This is a genomic window from Pseudomonas sp. MWU349, from assembly GCF_017947325.1.
GTDB lineage: Bacteria > Pseudomonadota > Gammaproteobacteria > Pseudomonadales > Pseudomonadaceae > Aquipseudomonas > Aquipseudomonas protegens.
This window is the reverse complement of record NZ_JAFEVP010000006.1, coordinates 322,849-338,913: the sequence shown is the minus strand read 5'-3', so window position 1 is coordinate 338,913 and position 16,065 is coordinate 322,849. Positions and strand designations below refer to the sequence as shown.

Genomic DNA, 16,065 nt, shown 5'->3' with positions numbered 1-16,065 from the left:
GCGCCGGTTTTTTTGCTGTCGGTTATTCCAGGTTGTCCAGCGGCTTCAGGGCCTGCAGGGCGTCGGGGTTGTCCTGGTACTGCTGGCGCAAGCTGGCGAGCTGCTGATCATGGCCTGTGCAGACCTCATTCACGGCTTTCTCCAGGAAGACCCTGCGTTCCTCGTCGTAGGCTTCCTCGCCGGCAAAGTGCTCGCAGGCTTCGTGGCGCTGGATGAATGCAGCCACCTCATCGGGAAGCTCGGCGCCGCTTGCGCCATAGTGCTTGCCCAGCAACAGGCGTTTTTCCTCGACCCAGCCGGTGTAGTCCTCGCCGTCCTTGGCGATGTACATCACCTGGGCCCAGCCGTCTTCGCTGGAGGCGTACACCGTCAGGCCATCACCGGGAATCACGTAGAGCTTCTTGTTGAGGCAGGTGGCATTCGGCCCGCTGTGAAAGTGCAGCCGCCCCTGGCCTATCACCTTGGCTTCCAGGGGCGGGCGATATTCGCCGGCTTCCAGGGAGACGTTGTCGCTGAGGGTGGCGCAGTCCACCGGGGCTTCGGCCAGGGCTGGCAGGGGCAACAGGGAAAGCAGGCCGTACAGGGGCAGGAGGCGCAGGAGTCGGTCCATCGCGAGGGGATCCATGAGGTGGGAGTGCGGATCGCGCGATGGTAATGACAAAGATGCGGCCTGTGAATGATCACGGGCCGCATCCGCTGTCTTTCAGTCGGCAGCCTTGCTGAGTTGCCCCTGGCGTACCAGGGACAGGGCGAAGACCACCACCACTGCGGCGGCGGCCGCCAGGGTCAGGGGCAGCCCATAGCTGCCGCCGCTCATGGCCGCGCCGCTGAGCAAGGGGCCCAACAGGCTGCCGATGCCCCAGAGCAGCCCGGCGCTGGCGTTGGCAGTCACCAGGTCGGCGCCGCTGAAGGACTGGCCGATCAGTACGATAGCCAGGGTATAGATGCCGCCGGCCACGGCGCCGAGGATGACCAGGCTCGGCCAGAGCAGGGTGGGGGTTTGCATCAGCAGTGGCAGGGCAAGGCCGATCAGCAGGGCAATGATGCCGCAGCCCAGGTAGATCCCGGGGCGCCCGAGCTTGTCCGAAAGCCAGCCGAGGGGGAACTGGAACGCGGTGTCGCCCAACAGAATGATGGTCACCATCAAGGCGGCGAGTTTGATGCTGTAGCCATGGGTGGCGGCGTACACCGGAAACAGCGACAGCACCACGCTGTCGAAAAACGCGAAGAACAGGATACCCACGCACAGCGCTGGCGCGATGCGGATAAAGCCCAGTACCGAAAAGGTGCGACTTTCGGCATGCAGCGGCTGCTGGTCTTTCAGGGGCAGGATCAGCCAGACCACAGCGATCGCCACCGCATAACCGACGCTGACGATGCCCAGCACGGCGGGCCCTTCGGTGCCCAAGAGCGATACCAGGCCCGGGCCCAGGAGCTGGAAGAAGGTGAAGCAGGTGGTGTAGACCGCTACCAGGCGTCCGCGGGTGGCGTCTTCGGCCATTTCATTGACCCAGGTTTCCCCGAGGATGATGATCAGCCCCGCGCCCAGGCCCATGGCGACTCGCGCCAGGCCCAGGCTGTAGAGGCTGGCTCCGGGCAGTTCCAGGGCGGCCACGCTCAAGGCGCACAGGCTGAAACACAGCAGGTAGATCTGGCGCCGGGTCAGGCGTTGGCTCAAGGCATTGACCAGGAAGGCCGAGAGCATCATGCCTGCCGCGGGCAGCGCCGACATGATGCCGATCTGGTTGTTCGAGGCGCCGGCCTGATAGAGGCGCAGGGCAAGGATCGGCACCGTGGAGCCGATGCTCAGGCCGACAATGGAGATGCCCAGGATCAGGGCGGCTAACAAGGCTTTGTTCATGATCAAGACCTGCGCCTGAAGCCTCAGGCGCCAAAAAATACAGTTATTGCGGGCGCTGTAGGACATCGCAGGCCGACGTGCGGGCGATTGCCGGGCAGATGCCCTGGTGGAAACAGAGGGGCTAGCGGGGTGGCGCCGGGTTCAATCGCGATCAGCGTGGGCCCGGGTGCGGGGAGAAGGTGAAGGCAAACAATACGCTACGGCGTCGACGGTTGATCGCACAGTCGAGTTGGGCAACAGCCAGGGTTGCCGAAGGGCTCATCGAGGGGGAAGGGCACGGTGACTGTGCGGGCAGGAACATCGCGGGGTCTGACTGCTTGGATAAAGAGGCGCACAGCCTACGTCAGGCCTTTGCGGCAATGCAACCGGGTTGGCGAAGGCGGATTTCAGGCGTGCATCAAGCGTCAATCCGCATGTCGGTGTGACAGGCGGATCAATGATTTACAAGGGGGATACTGCTTGAGCTGATTTGCCGCAGGAGCAGGGCGCTCTCATGAGGATTAAGGCAAATCAGTGTAGGAAGATGGCTCCACGACCTGGACTCGAACCAGGGACCCAGTGATTAACAGTCACTTGCTCTACCAACTGAGCTATCGCGGAATGCGCCGTATCTTACTGATTCAGAAAGGGAAGTCAACAACTCGAGGAATATTTTTTCAAGGCGACGAGGATCTGAATGAAAGGCTGGCAGGACTTTGCGGGATTTATCGGTCTTCAGGTCTTTGGCTGATCCAATAGGGGCTACCATCGCAACCCGGAAGTGGTTTCACGCGCTGCCGGCCTTTAGCCGCATAGGTACGCCTTTATGATCCGCTTCGATTTATCCCAGCATCCTTCTGTCTGTTTCGCGCTGTGCGGCGAGGTGCTGTCATGAGCATCGAGCAGATCAGCCTGCCCAAAGGGGTCGGCCCCCAGGCCGGCAAGTTGCTGGACGCCATCACCCAGGCCGGATCGGCGATGGATTTGAACCGTGCCGGCGGCAAGGCCGAAGGCTTTGTCCTGGGGCTGGAGAGTGCCAAGGCCATCAAGAGCCAGGTGGCCGAGGCGCTGTACGTGGCGTTCGACGATGCCGCCAGCCAGCGTCTGGCTCAATTGCAGGGGTAGGTCGGTTCAACCGCCGAAGGTCAGGGTGCCGAGCATCAGCTTGGCCATCAGCGAGGTTGCGGCCAGTTGCACCAGCCACAGGGCCAGCCCGCCAAGGAATACGCCCAGGGCAATTTGCAGCACCAGGCTCTTTTCGCGTTTCTGCGAGCGGGGCAGGTAATGCTCCAGTTCGTCGCGGTCGGCCCGCAGGTCATCGTTTTTCATCGGGATCTCGCTCAGCAAGGGGGGCATAGGCTCACAGTCTAGAGGCTGTGGGGGCGGGCAGGGCAACGACGTGTTGCCAACGAAAAAGGGGAAGCCTGCCGGCTTCCCCTTTTTCGTTACTGCTGTCGTGGATCAGATCACTTGCAGGATGGCCTGGGTCACGACATGGATGTTGTTCTGGTTCAGCGCGGCGACGCAGATGCGGCCGGTGTCCAGGGCATAGATGCCGAATTCGTTGCGCAGGCGGGTCACTTGCTCAACGGTCAGGCCGGAGTAGGAGAACATGCCGCGCTGGCGACCGACGAAGCTGAAGTCGTGCTCAGGGGCGCCTTTGGCCAGCAAGTCGACCATCTGGGTGCGCATGCCGCGAATTCGCAGGCGCATTTGCGCCAGTTCCTGCTCCCACTGGGCGCGCAGTTCCGGGCTGTTCAGCACGGCGGCGACGATGGTTGCACCGTGGGTCGGCGGGTTGGAGTAGTTGGTGCGGATCACGCGCTTGACCTGGGACAGCACGCGGGCGCTTTCTTCCTTGGAGCTGCTGACGATGGACAGGGCGCCAACGCGCTCGCCGTACAGCGAGAACGACTTGGAGAACGAGCTGGACACGAAGAAGGTCAGGCCCGACTCGGCGAACAGGCGCACCGCCGCGGCGTCTTCGTCGATGCCGTCGCCAAAGCCCTGGTAGGCCATGTCGAGGAAGGGCACGAGGTTTTTCGCCTTGACCACCTCCAGGACGTCTTTCCAGTCCTGTGGGCTCAGGTCGACACCGGTCGGGTTGTGGCAGCAGGCGTGCAGCACCACGATCGACTGGGCCGGCAGGGCGTTCAGGTCTTCCAGCAGGCCAGCACGGTTCACGTCGTGGGTGGCAGCGTCGTAGTAGCGGTAGTTCTGCACCGGGAAGCCGGCGGTTTCAAACAGGGCGCGGTGGTTTTCCCAGCTCGGGTCGCTGATGGCGACCACGGCGTTGGGCAGCAACTGCTTGAGGAAGTCGGCGCCGATCTTCAGGGCGCCAGTGCCGCCAACGGCCTGGGTGGTGACCACGCGGCCAGCGGCCAGCAGTGGCGAGTCGTTGCCGAACAGCAGCTTCTGTACCGCCTGGTCGTAGGCGGCAATGCCGTCGATCGGCAGGTAGCCACGGGAAGCATGTTGGGCGGCGCGAATCGTCTCGGCTTCGACAACGGCGCGCAGGAGCGGAATGCGTCCCTCCTCGTTGCAGTACACGCCCACCCCAAGGTTGACCTTATCGGTGCGGGTATCGGTGTTGAATGCTTCGTTGAGGCCCAGGATAGGATCGCGTGGTGCCATTTCGACAGCGGAGAACAGGCTCATTTTTACGGCGGCTCTGAATGGAGTGTGGAGGGACGTGTCGCGCTCCAGCCGAATGCACTAGAGCGGTGCACAAACGGGGAGCTAGTATAGAGGCCATCATCGCGTGGGGCGACAGGCTATTGACCTTTTGCGCCAAGTTTTTCGCTTTATTTTTCGACCGTTAGTCTTATTGCAATAACCAGGGTGTCAGCGGGTGTAGGACCTTTGCCTTGAAAGCTGTGGTAATTGGCTCCACATCAAGGATATTCCGGTTTTTTTCCTCGGCGACACGGGTCGTACGCGGTCTTTCCTGTTCCTGTACGGTATTGCCGCGCACGAATGATCCCAGAGGTACGTTATGTCTGAATTCCAGCTAGTCACCCGCTTCCAGCCCGCCGGCGACCAGCCGGAAGCCATCCGCCTGATGGTCGAAGGCATCGAGGCCGGGCTGGCCCACCAGACCCTGCTCGGTGTGACCGGCTCGGGCAAGACCTTCAGCATTGCCAACGTGATCGCCCAGGTGCAGCGCCCGACCCTGGTGCTGGCGCCGAACAAGACCCTGGCGGCGCAGCTGTATGGTGAGTTCAAGGCCTTCTTCCCGAACAACGCGGTGGAGTACTTCGTTTCCTACTACGACTACTACCAGCCCGAAGCCTATGTGCCGTCCTCCGACACCTTTATCGAGAAGGACGCCTCGATCAACGACCATATCGAGCAGATGCGCCTGTCCGCGACCAAGGCGCTGCTGGAGCGCAAGGACGCCATCATCGTCACCACGGTGTCGTGCATCTATGGCCTGGGCAGCCCGGAAACCTACCTGAAGATGGTCCTGCACGTGGACCGCGGGGACAAACTCGATCAGCGCGCCCTGCTGCGCCGCCTGGCGGACTTGCAGTACACCCGCAACGACATGGATTTCGCCCGCGCCACCTTCCGTGTGCGTGGCGATGTGATCGACATCTATCCGGCGGAGTCGGACCTGGAAGCGATCCGCATCGAGCTGTTCGATGACGAAGTGGAAAGCATCAGCGCCTTCGACCCCCTGACCGGTGAAGTGATCCGCAAACTGCCGCGCTTCACCTTCTACCCCAAGAGCCACTACGTGACCCCGCGGGAAACCCTGCTGGACGCCATCGAAGGGATCAAGGTGGAGTTGCAGGAGCGCCTGGAATACCTGCGTTCCAACAACAAGCTGGTGGAGGCCCAGCGCCTGGAGCAGCGCACCCGTTTCGACCTGGAGATGATCCTCGAACTGGGCTACTGCAACGGCATCGAGAACTACTCGCGCTACCTCTCGGGGCGTCCCGCTGGGGCGGCGCCACCTACCTTGTACGACTACCTGCCGGCGGATGCCTTGCTGGTGATCGACGAATCCCACGTCAGCGTGCCCCAGGTCGGCGCCATGTATAAGGGCGATCGCTCGCGCAAGGAAACCCTGGTTGAGTACGGCTTCCGCCTGCCATCGGCTCTGGATAACCGGCCAATGCGTTTTGACGAGTGGGAAGGGGTCAGCCCGCAGACCATCTTCGTTTCCGCCACTCCGGGCAACTATGAGGCCGAGCACGCCGGCCGCGTGGTGGAGCAGGTGGTGCGCCCCACCGGGCTGGTGGACCCGCAAGTGGAAGTGCGCCCGGCCCTGACCCAGGTGGACGACCTGCTGTCGGAAATCACCAAGCGTGTGGCCGTGGAAGAGCGGGTACTGGTGACCACCCTGACCAAGCGCATGGCCGAAGACCTTACCGATTACCTGGCCGACCATGGCGTGCGTGTGCGCTACCTGCACTCGGACATCGACACCGTGGAGCGGGTGGAGATCATCCGCGACCTGCGCCTGGGCACTTTCGATGTGCTGGTGGGGATCAACCTGCTGCGTGAGGGCCTGGACATGCCGGAAGTGTCCCTGGTGGCGATTCTCGATGCCGACAAGGAAGGCTTCCTGCGTTCCGAGCGTTCGCTGATCCAGACCATCGGCCGGGCCGCGCGTAACCTCAATGGCCGGGCGATTCTCTATGCTGACCGCATCACAGGCTCCATGGAGCGGGCGATTGGCGAGACCGAGCGCCGTCGCGACAAACAGATCGCCTTCAACCTGGCCAATGGCATCACCCCCAAGGGTGTGGTCAAGGACGTTGCCGACATCATGGAAGGCGCCACCGTGCCCGGTTCGCGCAGCAAGAAGCGCAAGGGCATGGCCAAGGCCGCCGAGGAAAATGCCCGCTACGAAAACGAACTGCGCTCGCCCAGCGAGATCACCAAGCGCATTCGCCAGCTCGAAGAGAAGATGTACCAACTGGCCCGCGACCTGGAGTTCGAAGCCGCAGCGCAGATGCGCGACGAAATCACCAAGCTGCGCGAGCGCCTGCTGACCGTCTAACGGCGCTCGATCCCTCGTAGGAGCCGGCTTGCCGGCGAAGAGGCCCTCCAATCCTGTGCAAGGGTTGGGCGTCTATTCGCTGGCAAGCCAGCTCCTACAGGCGATTCGTGGATCAGTGGGCTTCGCCGGCCTTGAGGCCCTTGGGCAGGGCCTTGGTCAACAGGATCGCCAGCATGCTGATGCCCAGGGCAATGCCGACGAAATGGAAGGCGTCGTTGTAGGCCATGATCTGTGCCTGCTGGTGGGTGATTTCGCTGAGCTTGCCCAGGGCTGCGGTCTCGCTGCCGAACTTCTCGGAGAGGGTCGCCAGGCGCTCCGCCACCTGGGGGTTGCTGGGCACTACGGCTTCGCGCAGGTAGTCGAAATAGGTCTTGGTCCGGGCATCCAGCAAGGTCGCCAGCAGGGCAATGCCGATGGCGCCACCGAGGTTGCGCAGGATGTTGAACAGGCTGGAGGCCGATCCGGCGTCCTGGGGCTGTATATAAGCCGTGGCGATCAGCGAGATGGTGACCATGATCAGCGGCTGGCCCAGGGCGCGAATGATCTGGATCTGGTTGAACTGCGGCCCGGCAAAGTCCGGGTTGAGTACCCCCGACGAGAAACTCGCCAGGCCGAACAGGCCAAAACCCAGGGTGCACAGCCATTTCGGTGAAATGAACTGCATCAGCTTGGGCACCAGGGGAATCAGGAACAATTGCGGCACCCCCATCCACATGATCACTTCGCCGATCTGCAGCGCGTTGTAATTCTGGATCTGCGCCAGGTACAGCGGCAGCAGGTAGATCGAACCGTACAGGCCAACGCCCATGCCCAGGCTGGAGATACTCGACAGGCCGAAGTTGCGATTGCGCAGGATGCCCAGGTTGATCAGCGGGTTGGGCCTGGAGACCTGGACGATGACGAAGGTGGCCAGGCTGATCAGGGCGATGCTGCCCAGGGTGACGATCAGGCTCGATTCCAGCCAGTCCTTGCGGTGGCCTTCCTCAAGAAATACCTGCAGGCAACCCAGGCCCAGGCCGAGGGTGAGAATGCCTGCGTAGTCGGTGCTTTTCAGCAGTTCCCAGTGCGCTTGCTTCTTTTCCAGGCCATACAGCAGGCCCGCGATCATCAGCAGGCCCGGCGGCACGTTGATATAGAAGATGTACTCCCAACCCCAGTTTTCCGTGAGCCAGCCGCCCAGGGTCGGGCCAATGGAGGGGGCGAAAGTGGCGGTCATGGCGAACATGGCCATGCCCTTGGCCCGGTGATGCTCGGGGAGCTTGATCAGGGTCAGGGTGAACGCCAGGGGGATCAGGGCGCCACCGGTAAAGCCCTGCAAGGCGCGGAACACGATCATGCTTTCCAGGCTCCAGGCCATGGAGCAGAGCAGGGAGGCAATAAGAAAGCCCACCGAGACCCAGACCGCCAGGCGCCGGGCCGAGAGCAGCTGCACCAGCCAGGCGGTGAGGGGGATCATGATGATCTCCGCCACCAGGTAGGAAGTGGAGATCCACGAGCCTTCCTCCAGGGTCGCGGACAGCGCGCCCTGGATGTCCTTGAGTGAGGAGTTGGTGATCTGGATGTCGAGCACCGCCATGAAGGCGCCGAGCATGGCGCTCATTACCGCGATCCAGTCGCGCCGGGTGGGTTCGCCCACCGGGCGCAGCAGTTGATCACCGGCCATCGACAGGGTCTTTGACGTTGACCTTGACGGTCACCGACATGCCGGGGCGGATCTTGCCCCGCAGGGGATTGTCGGCTGCGAAGGTCAGTTTGACCGGAATGCGCTGGACCACCTTGGTGAAGTTGCCGGTGGCATTGTCCGGCGGCAGCAGGCTGAATTGCGCGCCGGAGGCGGCGAACAGGCTGTCGACCCGGGCCTGGATCGGCGTATCGCCGTAGGCGTCGAAGGTCAGCTCGGCCTTTTGCCCGGGCTGCATGTGGCCAATCTGGGTTTCCTTGAAGTTGGCCTGGATCCAGATGTCCTGGTCCGGAACGATCGACAACAGATAGGCGCCGGCCTGCACCACCTGGCCATTGCGTGCGGCGCGCTGGCCGATGAGGCCGCTGATGGGGGCGTGGATCTCGCTACGGGTCAGGTTCAGTCGTGCTTGCGCCAGGTCGGCCCGGGCGTTGGCGATCTGTGCATCGAGGCGCTTGATCTCGGCGTTCAGGGCATTGACTTGCTGGCGCTGGCCCTGCAAGTCGGCTTCGGCCTTGGCCACCTGGGAGCGGGCGATATGGTTGTCGGCGGAAAGGGTAGTGACCCGCTCCTCGGAGACGTAACCGGGTTTGCGCAGGGTCTGGGCCCGAGACAGGTCGATCTGTGAGCGGCCCAGGCTGGCCTGGCTCGACGCCACCTGAGCCTGGCTGGCGGCAATCAGGCTGGCTTGCTGGGTCAGCTTGCTCTGGGCTTGCAGGCGTTCGGCCTCGCGGGTATCCAGGGCGGCCTGGGCACGGTCCACCGCCAGTTGGAAGTCCTGCCCTTCCAGGCGTACCAGCAACTGGCCCTGTTCCACATGCTGGTTGTCCTGCACCAGCACTTCTTCGATTCGCGCGCTCAATTGGCTGGAGACCCGGGTGATCTCGCCCTGCACGTAGGCGTTGTCCGTGGTCTCGTAGAAGCGCCCGTGGAACCACCAGTGGGCAAGGAAACCCAGGGCAATCAACAGGACCAGGGACAGAAAGACAAACAGGCGACGCTTGAGTTGGGCTGGCATGGGCTGGCTGTATTCAATAAAAGTGTAAGGAGATCTATCAGCGGGCGAATCTGGCATATAGCCACTGGGCGGTAAATGCCATGGGCTGATTATTGTCCCTTCAACAGGCTGGCAGCGGCCTGAAGTCGCAACCTTGGCTTAAATGCCCTCCTCACTGGAGCGGGGCAGCCGTCGCCTGTTACCATTCGCCCCCTGTTTTATTCCTCGTTTTTCTTTCCTTTCGAGACATGCCATGACCACCGTCCGCACGCGCATTGCGCCATCGCCTACCGGGGATCCCCACGTAGGTACCGCCTACATCGCTTTGTTCAACTATTGCTTTGCCAAGCAGCATGGCGGTGAGTTCATCCTGCGTATCGAAGACACCGATCAGTTGCGTTCGACCCGGGAGTCCGAGCAGCAGATTTTCGACGCCTTGCGCTGGTTGGGCATCAACTGGAGCGAAGGCCCGGACGTTGGCGGCCCTCACGGCCCGTATCGCCAGAGCGAGCGTGGCGACATCTACCAGAAGTACGCTCAGCAACTGGTGGACCTGGGCCACGCCTTCCCGTGCTTCTGCACCGCCGAAGAACTGGATCAGATGCGTGCCGAACAGATGGCTCGCGGCGAAACCCCGCGCTATGACGGCCGTGCCCTGCTGCTGTCCAAGGAAGAAGTGGCCCGGCGCCTGGCGGCCGGCGAGCCTCACGTGATCCGCATGAAGGTGCCTACCGAAGGCGTCTGCGTGGTGCCGGACATGCTGCGCGGCGATGTCGAGATCCCATGGGATCGCATGGACATGCAAGTGCTGATGAAGACCGATGGCCTGCCGACCTACTTCCTGGCCAACGTGGTCGACGACCATCTGATGGGCATCACCCACGTGCTGCGCGGTGAAGAATGGCTCCCGTCGGCGCCCAAGCTGATCCTGCTCTACGAGTACTTCGGCTGGGAGCAGCCGCAGCTGTGCTACATGCCGCTGCTGCGCAACCCGGACAAGAGCAAGCTGTCCAAGCGCAAGAACCCGACCTCGGTAACCTTCTACGAGCGCATGGGCTTCATGCCGGAAGCCATGCTCAACTACCTGGGCCGCATGGGCTGGTCGATGCCGGACGAGCGCGAGAAGTTCTCCCTGCAGGAAATGGTCGACAATTTCGACCTGTCGCGGGTGTCCCTGGGGGGGCCGATCTTCGATATCGAGAAGCTGTCCTGGCTCAACGGCCAGTGGCTGCGTGACCTGCCGGTGCAGGAGTTCGCCAGCCGGGTGCAGACCTGGGCGCTGAACCCCGATTACATGATGAAGATCGCACCGCACGTACAGGGCCGGGTCGAGACCTTCAGCCAGATCGCACCGCTGGCCGGCTTCTTCTTCGCCGGTGGCGTGAACCCGGATGCCAAGCTGTTCGAGTCCAAGAAGCTCTCCGGCGATCAGGTGCGTCAGCTGATGCAATTGATCCTGTGGAAGCTTGAAAGCCTGCGTCAGTGGGAAAAAGACAGCATCACCGCGACCATCCAGGCGGTGGTCGAGTCTCTGGAGCTGAAACTGCGCGATGCCATGCCGCTGATGTTTGCCGCCATTACTGGCCAGGCCAGCTCGGTGTCGGTGCTCGATGCCATGGAAATCCTCGGTCCGGACCTGACCCGCTTCCGTCTGCGCCAGGCCATCGATCTGCTGGGTGGCGTGTCGAAGAAAGAAAACAAGGAATGGGAAAAACTCCTTGGCGCCATCGCCTGAGGCGTTTTTGCCAAAGGGGAAGCGACAGGGGCGGGGAGCTTTCGGCTACGCTTGAAACTCAAGCACCAGGCGGGTTGATTGCGGCTTCTGGTGGTTCTTTTAGGCTTGCGGCGAGTGTTTTGTACGACTCGCCGCAGGCGCAGAGGGCCGCAAAACCCCGGGTTTTCCGGGCGGGGCGGTAAGTGATTGTTATCCCGGCAAATTTTTTTTCAAAAAACGGAAAAAAAATTGACAGCCTTCCGATCGCCCCTTAAGATTCGCCCCGTCCTCAGCGATGAGGGGCTATAGCTCAGCTGGGAGAGCGCTTGCATGGCATGCAAGAGGTCGACGGTTCGATCCCGTCTAGCTCCACCAAATTTGCAGTTCAAGGCCTGGCCACACCGGCCTTGAATCGATCGGTACTCAGCACCGGTCAGTTGTACAGAAGGGTTTGCGTCCCCTTCGTCTAGTGGCCTAGGACACCGCCCTTTCACGGCGGTAACAGGGGTTCGAGTCCCCTAGGGGACGCCAGTTTCACACAAGCGATGTTGCAAGATGTCGCTGCGCCGCGAGGCGAAAATCCGGGGCTATAGCTCAGCTGGGAGAGCGCTTGCATGGCATGCAAGAGGTCGACGGTTCGATCCCGTCTAGCTCCACCAATTTACAGTTCAAGGCCTGGCCACACCGGCCTTGAATCGATCAGTACTCAGCACTGATCAGTTGTTAGAAGGGTTTGCGTCCCCTTCGTCTAGTGGCCTAGGACACCGCCCTTTCACGGCGGTAACAGGGGTTCGAGTCCCCTAGGGGACGCCAGTTTCACACAAGCGATGTTGCAAGATGTCGCTGCGCCGCGAGGCGAAAATCCGGGGCTATAGCTCAGCTGGGAGAGCGCTTGCATGGCATGCAAGAGGTCGACGGTTCGATCCCGTCTAGCTCCACCAATTTACAGTTCAAGGCTTGGCCACACCGGCCTTGAATCGATCAGTACTCAGCACTGATCAGCTGTTAGAAGGGTTTGTGTCCCCTTCGTCTAGTGGCCTAGGACACCGCCCTTTCACGGCGGTAACAGGGGTTCGAGTCCCCTAGGGGACGCCACGTTTACCCGCTCTGCGGGATTTTTAAGGGTCATTCAATCATTGAATGACCCTTTTGTTTTTCTGGCCTTCAGCCAATCTCTCTTTCTTCCTCAGCCTGCGCTTCTGACCGACGGTCACACTGGCGACTTGCGGAAAATTATTATGAGAATAATATTTTTTCCGTAATATTCGGAGGTAACGATGAACGACAAAAAAGCTCAAACCCGCGAACGTATACTCCAGGCCGCCAGTTCTGCACTGATCCAGCGCGGCCCGGCCGAACCGAGTGTGGGTGAGGTGATGGGGGCTGCCGGCCTGACAGTAGGCGGCTTCTATGCACATTTTGAGAGCAAGGATGCGCTGATGCTGGAAGCTTTCACTCAGTTGCTTTCCCATCGACGCGGCCTGCTCGACGAAATGGATGCGAGCCTCAGCGGTGAGGAGCGCAGGGCGTTGGCAGCGGCGTTCTATCTGTCGCGCAAACACCGTGACTCCACCGAGCAGGCGTGCCCGATTCCAGCCTCGGTCGGTGAACTGGGGCGCTTGCCCGAGAGCTTTCGCAAGGCCTTGAGCGAGCACATGGAGCTGATGGTCGCGCAATTGGCTGGCAGCCCCGAGGATACCGACAAGGCCTTGGCCGACATGGCGCTGATGGTTGGTGGCCTGTCCCTGGCACGGGCCTTGGGGCCCGGTGAATTGTCCGATCGTTTGCTGCGTGCCGCCAAGTCGGCGGTGCTATGACCTGAAGTGCAACGGCGAGGTAGGTGATGAGCAGATTGAGCTGGATTCGTGGCGTCAATGGCACTCTGGGGTGGGTGGCGCCGCAATGGGCGGCGAATCGGATGCGTCATTTGTTCATGACCCCTCGCGAGCTACCGCCACGAAAGTGGGAGTTGCCACTGTTGGCGCGTGCCGAGCGCCTGACCTTGCGTTTCGGGCTTTCAGCCCTGCGTTGGGGGCAGGGGCCGACGGTATTGCTGATGCACGGTTGGGAAGGGCGGCCCACGCAGTTTGCCAGCCTGATCGAGGCCCTGGTGGCCGCCGGGTATACCGCCGTGGCGCTGGAAGGCCCGGCCCATGGTCGTTCCCCGGGCAATGAGGCAAACGTGGCGCTGTTTGCCCGGGCGATGCTGGAGGCAGCAGCCGAATTGCCGCCCCTGCGCGCGGTGGTCGGCCACTCCATGGGCGGTGCCAGCGCCATGCTCGCGGTGCAATTGGGCCTGCGTACCGAAACCCTGGTCAGTATCGCCGCGCCGGCACGTATCCTGTCCGTGCTGCGCGGTTTTGCCAGCTACATGCGGTTGCCGCCCAGGGCACGTTCCGCCTTTATCCGCCAGGTGGAGAAGAAGGTCGGAATGCGCGCCGCCGCCATGGACGTGGCCCAGTATCAGTTGGATATGCCCGGCCTGATCATTCACGCAGAAGATGACCTTTTTGTTCCGGTCAACGAATCGGAGCTGATCCATCGGGCCTGGTTCGACAGCCGTCTCTTGCGCTTGAGTGAAGGTGGCCACCAGCGGATATTGGCCGACTCCCGAGTGGTGGATGCCGTGGTGGCGCTGGTCAGCGGCCGGCATCTGCCGGCGCGCCAATCGGCCTGAGCATCCGTTACACTGCCCCGGTCAAAAAAACTGACCGGGAGTCGGGTATGAGTTGGGATCTGGCAACGCCATTCGTCATCGATCTGCAGGTGGCCGCCGAGGATATCGATGGCCTCGGGCACGCCAACAATGCGGTCTACGTTACCTGGCTGGAGCGTTGCGCCTGGCGGCATTCGCAGCGCCTGGGGCTGGACCTGGCCGAATACCGGCGCCTGGACCGGGCGATGGCCGTGGTGCGGCACGAGATCGATTACCTGGCGGCGGCCTATGAAGGCGATGAGCTGCAACTGGCCACCTGGATCGTCGATTGGGACCAGCGCCTGAAGATGACCCGGCGCTTCCAGCTGATGCGCCCCAGCGACGGCGCAACCCTGCTGCGGGCCCAGACCACCTTTGTCTGCATCGAGCTGTCCACCGGCAAGCCCAAGCGCATGCCCGCCGAGTTCCTGGACGGTTACGGCCCGGCCCTGCAGGGCGCCTGATACCTCCCTGTGCCCGCGCAGGCGCCTGCATCGGTTAGCTCGCCCCTGTAAAACTCCTGCTGAAGGGCGAAACCCAGTAAACTGGCGCACGTTTTTTTGCCCGTTTTCTTGTCGAGTGTGTTTCATGCAAATTGCCCTGGCGCCCATGGAGGGGTTGGTCGACAACATCCTGCGGGATGTACTGACTCGTGTTGGCGGGATCGACTGGTGTGTCACCGAGTTCATCCGCGTCAATGATCGCCTGTTGACGCCTGCCTACTTCCACAAGCTCGCCCCTGAACTGCTGCACGGTGCACACACCGCGGCCGGCGTGCCGCTGCGGGTGCAGTTGCTGGGTTCGGACCCGGTGTGCCTGGCAGAGAACGCGGCCCTGGCCTGTGAACTGGGCAGTGAGGTCATCGACCTGAACTTCGGTTGCCCGGCCAAGACCGTCAACAAGTCCCGGGGCGGGGCGGTGCTGCTCAAGGAGCCCGAGCTTCTGAACCAGATCGTCGAGCATGTGCGGCGTGCGGTGCCGGCACACATTCCGGTCACGGCGAAAATGCGCCTGGGCTTCGACAGCCCGGATGGCTCGCTGGTCTGTGCCACAGCGTTGGCCGAGGGTGGTGCCGAACATATCGTGGTACACGCGCGGACCAAGGTCGACGGCTACAAGCCGCCAGCCCATTGGGAGTGGATCCCGCGGGTGCAGGAAGTGGTCAAGGTGCCGGTGTTCGCCAACGGGGATATCTGGAGCGTCGAGGACTGGCGCCGCTGTCGGGAAATCAGCGGCGTCGAGGACATCATGCTCGGTCGCGGGCTGGTCTCGCGTCCCGATCTGGCCCGGCAGATTGCCGCAGCCCGGGCCGGTGAAGAAGTGGTGGAAATGTCCTGGGCCGACCTGCAGCCGATGCTCCAGGATTTCTGGGCGCAGGTAGTGGTGCAACTGACCCCGCGTTCGGCGCCCGGGCGCCTGAAGCAATGGCTGGCGATGCTGACCCGCAACTACCCGGAAGCGGTCGAACTGTTCACCGCCCTGCGCCGGGAAACCGAGCTGGATCAGGTCGGGCGCCTGTTGGGCATGCCCCGGAGCGAGGCGGCGTAAAAATTTTTTAAGGCATGTCTTGAAACGCTGGAGCCCATCCCTATCTCTTGGGTACGCGATGCCGAATTCGGGTCGCGGAGATAACCACTCGCTGAATAATCAGGAGAAACACCCATGAGTACTGCATTTTCCTTGGCTCCACTGTTCCGTTCCTCTGTCGGCTTCGACCGTTTCAATGATCTGTTCGAATCGGCACTGCGCAACGAACCAGGCAGCAGCTACCCACCCTACAACGTTGAGAAACACGCTGACGATCAGTACCGCATCGTCATTGCCGCCGCCGGTTTCCAGGAAGAAGACCTGGAACTGCAAGTGGAAAAAGGCGTGTTGACCGTGAGCGGTGGCAAGCGCGATGCCAGTGAAAGCGTTACTTACCTGCACCAGGGTATTGCCCAGCGTGCATTCAAGCTGTCCTTCCGCCTGGCCGACCATATCGAGGTCAAGGCCGCGGCCCTGAGCAACGGTCTGTTGAATATCGACCTGCTGCGGGTTGTGCCGGAAGAGGCCAAAGCCAAGCGCATCCCGATCAACGGTGCGCAGCAGGCGGCTCTGCAACACTAAGGCCGCTGCAAAAAAAAG

The 16,065-nt window shown here is 62.0% G+C and carries 14 protein-coding genes and 7 tRNA genes; 14 read left to right on the top strand and 7 right to left on the bottom strand.

All coding sequences use genetic code 11. The annotated features are described in order from the left end of the window. Window positions 1-22: 22 nt before the first annotated feature. The 3 genes from KCG88_RS24790 to KCG88_RS24780 all read right to left on the bottom strand — a co-directional run bounded on the left by KCG88_RS24790 (window position 23) and on the right by KCG88_RS24780 (window position 2,461). Window positions 23-610: an SH3 domain-containing protein gene (locus KCG88_RS24790; RefSeq protein ID WP_047285038.1), complete on the bottom strand. Its 588-nt coding sequence runs from the start codon at window positions 608-610 to the stop codon at window positions 23-25. A gap of 93 nt (window positions 611-703) precedes the next feature. Further along, entirely contained in the window at window positions 704-1,861 is a 1,158-nt protein-coding gene (locus KCG88_RS24785; protein ID WP_047336209.1) for an MFS transporter, read from the bottom strand. A 524-nt stretch (window positions 1,862-2,385) separates the two neighbouring features. Beyond that, window positions 2,386-2,461, bottom strand: a tRNA-Asn gene (locus KCG88_RS24780). Between the two features lie 270 nt (window positions 2,462-2,731). Between KCG88_RS24780 and KCG88_RS24775 the strand changes: the two genes are divergently transcribed. Beyond that, window positions 2,732-2,965, top strand: a complete 234-nt coding sequence (locus tag KCG88_RS24775; protein ID WP_011060361.1) for a hypothetical protein — start codon at window positions 2,732-2,734, stop codon at window positions 2,963-2,965. A 6-nt stretch (window positions 2,966-2,971) separates the two neighbouring features. Here the strand turns inward: KCG88_RS24775 and KCG88_RS24770 are convergent, their stop codons facing one another. Further along, entirely contained in the window at window positions 2,972-3,169 is a 198-nt protein-coding gene (locus KCG88_RS24770) for a hypothetical protein (protein WP_011060362.1), read from the bottom strand. Window positions 3,170-3,301: 132 nt separating this feature from the next. Further along, window positions 3,302-4,498: an amino acid aminotransferase gene (locus KCG88_RS24765; RefSeq protein WP_011060363.1), complete on the bottom strand. Its 1,197-nt coding sequence runs from the start codon at window positions 4,496-4,498 to the stop codon at window positions 3,302-3,304. A 337-nt stretch (window positions 4,499-4,835) separates the two neighbouring features. Between KCG88_RS24765 and uvrB the strand changes: the two genes are divergently transcribed. Beyond that, the gene (gene uvrB / locus KCG88_RS24760) at window positions 4,836-6,851 is read left to right on the top strand and encodes an excinuclease ABC subunit UvrB (protein WP_011060364.1); all 2,016 of its coding nucleotides are present in this window, start codon (window positions 4,836-4,838) and stop codon (window positions 6,849-6,851) included. Window positions 6,852-6,963: 112 nt separating this feature from the next. Here uvrB and KCG88_RS24755 read toward each other — a convergent pair whose 3' ends face one another. Continuing rightward, window positions 6,964-8,514, bottom strand: coding sequence for an MDR family MFS transporter (locus tag KCG88_RS24755; protein WP_047285042.1), 1,551 nt, complete (start codon window positions 8,512-8,514; stop codon window positions 6,964-6,966). Next, window positions 8,504-9,550: an HlyD family secretion protein gene (locus tag KCG88_RS24750; protein ID WP_041117008.1), complete on the bottom strand. Its 1,047-nt coding sequence runs from the start codon at window positions 9,548-9,550 to the stop codon at window positions 8,504-8,506. The genes KCG88_RS24755 and KCG88_RS24750 overlap by 11 nt, the downstream gene beginning before the upstream one ends. A 232-nt stretch (window positions 9,551-9,782) precedes the next feature. Here KCG88_RS24750 and gltX point away from each other — a divergent pair, with 232 nt between their 5' ends. The 12 genes from gltX to KCG88_RS24690 all read left to right on the top strand — a co-directional run bounded on the left by gltX (window position 9,783) and on the right by KCG88_RS24690 (window position 16,047). Next, window positions 9,783-11,264, top strand: a complete 1,482-nt coding sequence (gene gltX / locus KCG88_RS24745; RefSeq protein WP_011060367.1) for a glutamate--tRNA ligase — start codon at window positions 9,783-9,785, stop codon at window positions 11,262-11,264. 278 nt (window positions 11,265-11,542) lie between these two features. Beyond that, a tRNA-Ala gene (locus tag KCG88_RS24740) sits at window positions 11,543-11,618 on the top strand. A gap of 80 nt (window positions 11,619-11,698) precedes the next feature. After that, window positions 11,699-11,774 (top strand) — tRNA-Glu (locus tag KCG88_RS24735). Window positions 11,775-11,826: 52 nt separating this feature from the next. After that, window positions 11,827-11,902 (top strand) — tRNA-Ala (locus KCG88_RS24730). 78 nt (window positions 11,903-11,980) lie between these two features. Then, window positions 11,981-12,056 (top strand) — tRNA-Glu (locus KCG88_RS24725). Between the two features lie 52 nt (window positions 12,057-12,108). Continuing rightward, window positions 12,109-12,184, top strand: a tRNA-Ala gene (locus KCG88_RS24720). A 78-nt stretch (window positions 12,185-12,262) separates the two neighbouring features. After that, window positions 12,263-12,338 (top strand) — tRNA-Glu (locus tag KCG88_RS24715). 182 nt (window positions 12,339-12,520) lie between these two features. Next, window positions 12,521-13,060 carry a TetR/AcrR family transcriptional regulator gene (locus KCG88_RS24710; protein ID WP_047285045.1) on the top strand — a complete coding sequence of 180 codons (540 nt, stop codon included), beginning with the start codon at window positions 12,521-12,523 and terminating at the stop codon, window positions 13,058-13,060. A 26-nt stretch (window positions 13,061-13,086) separates the two neighbouring features. Continuing rightward, entirely contained in the window at window positions 13,087-13,920 is an 834-nt protein-coding gene (locus KCG88_RS24705; RefSeq protein ID WP_210713331.1) for an alpha/beta hydrolase, read from the top strand. Window positions 13,921-13,967: 47 nt separating this feature from the next. Then, window positions 13,968-14,402, top strand: coding sequence for a thioesterase family protein (locus KCG88_RS24700; protein WP_047285048.1), 435 nt, complete (start codon window positions 13,968-13,970; stop codon window positions 14,400-14,402). A 124-nt stretch (window positions 14,403-14,526) separates the two neighbouring features. Beyond that, window positions 14,527-15,486, top strand: coding sequence for a tRNA-dihydrouridine synthase (locus tag KCG88_RS24695; protein WP_011060371.1), 960 nt, complete (start codon window positions 14,527-14,529; stop codon window positions 15,484-15,486). A gap of 114 nt (window positions 15,487-15,600) precedes the next feature. After that, window positions 15,601-16,047, top strand: coding sequence for an Hsp20 family protein (locus KCG88_RS24690; RefSeq protein ID WP_047285050.1), 447 nt, complete (start codon window positions 15,601-15,603; stop codon window positions 16,045-16,047). Window positions 16,048-16,065 lie beyond the last annotated feature (18 nt).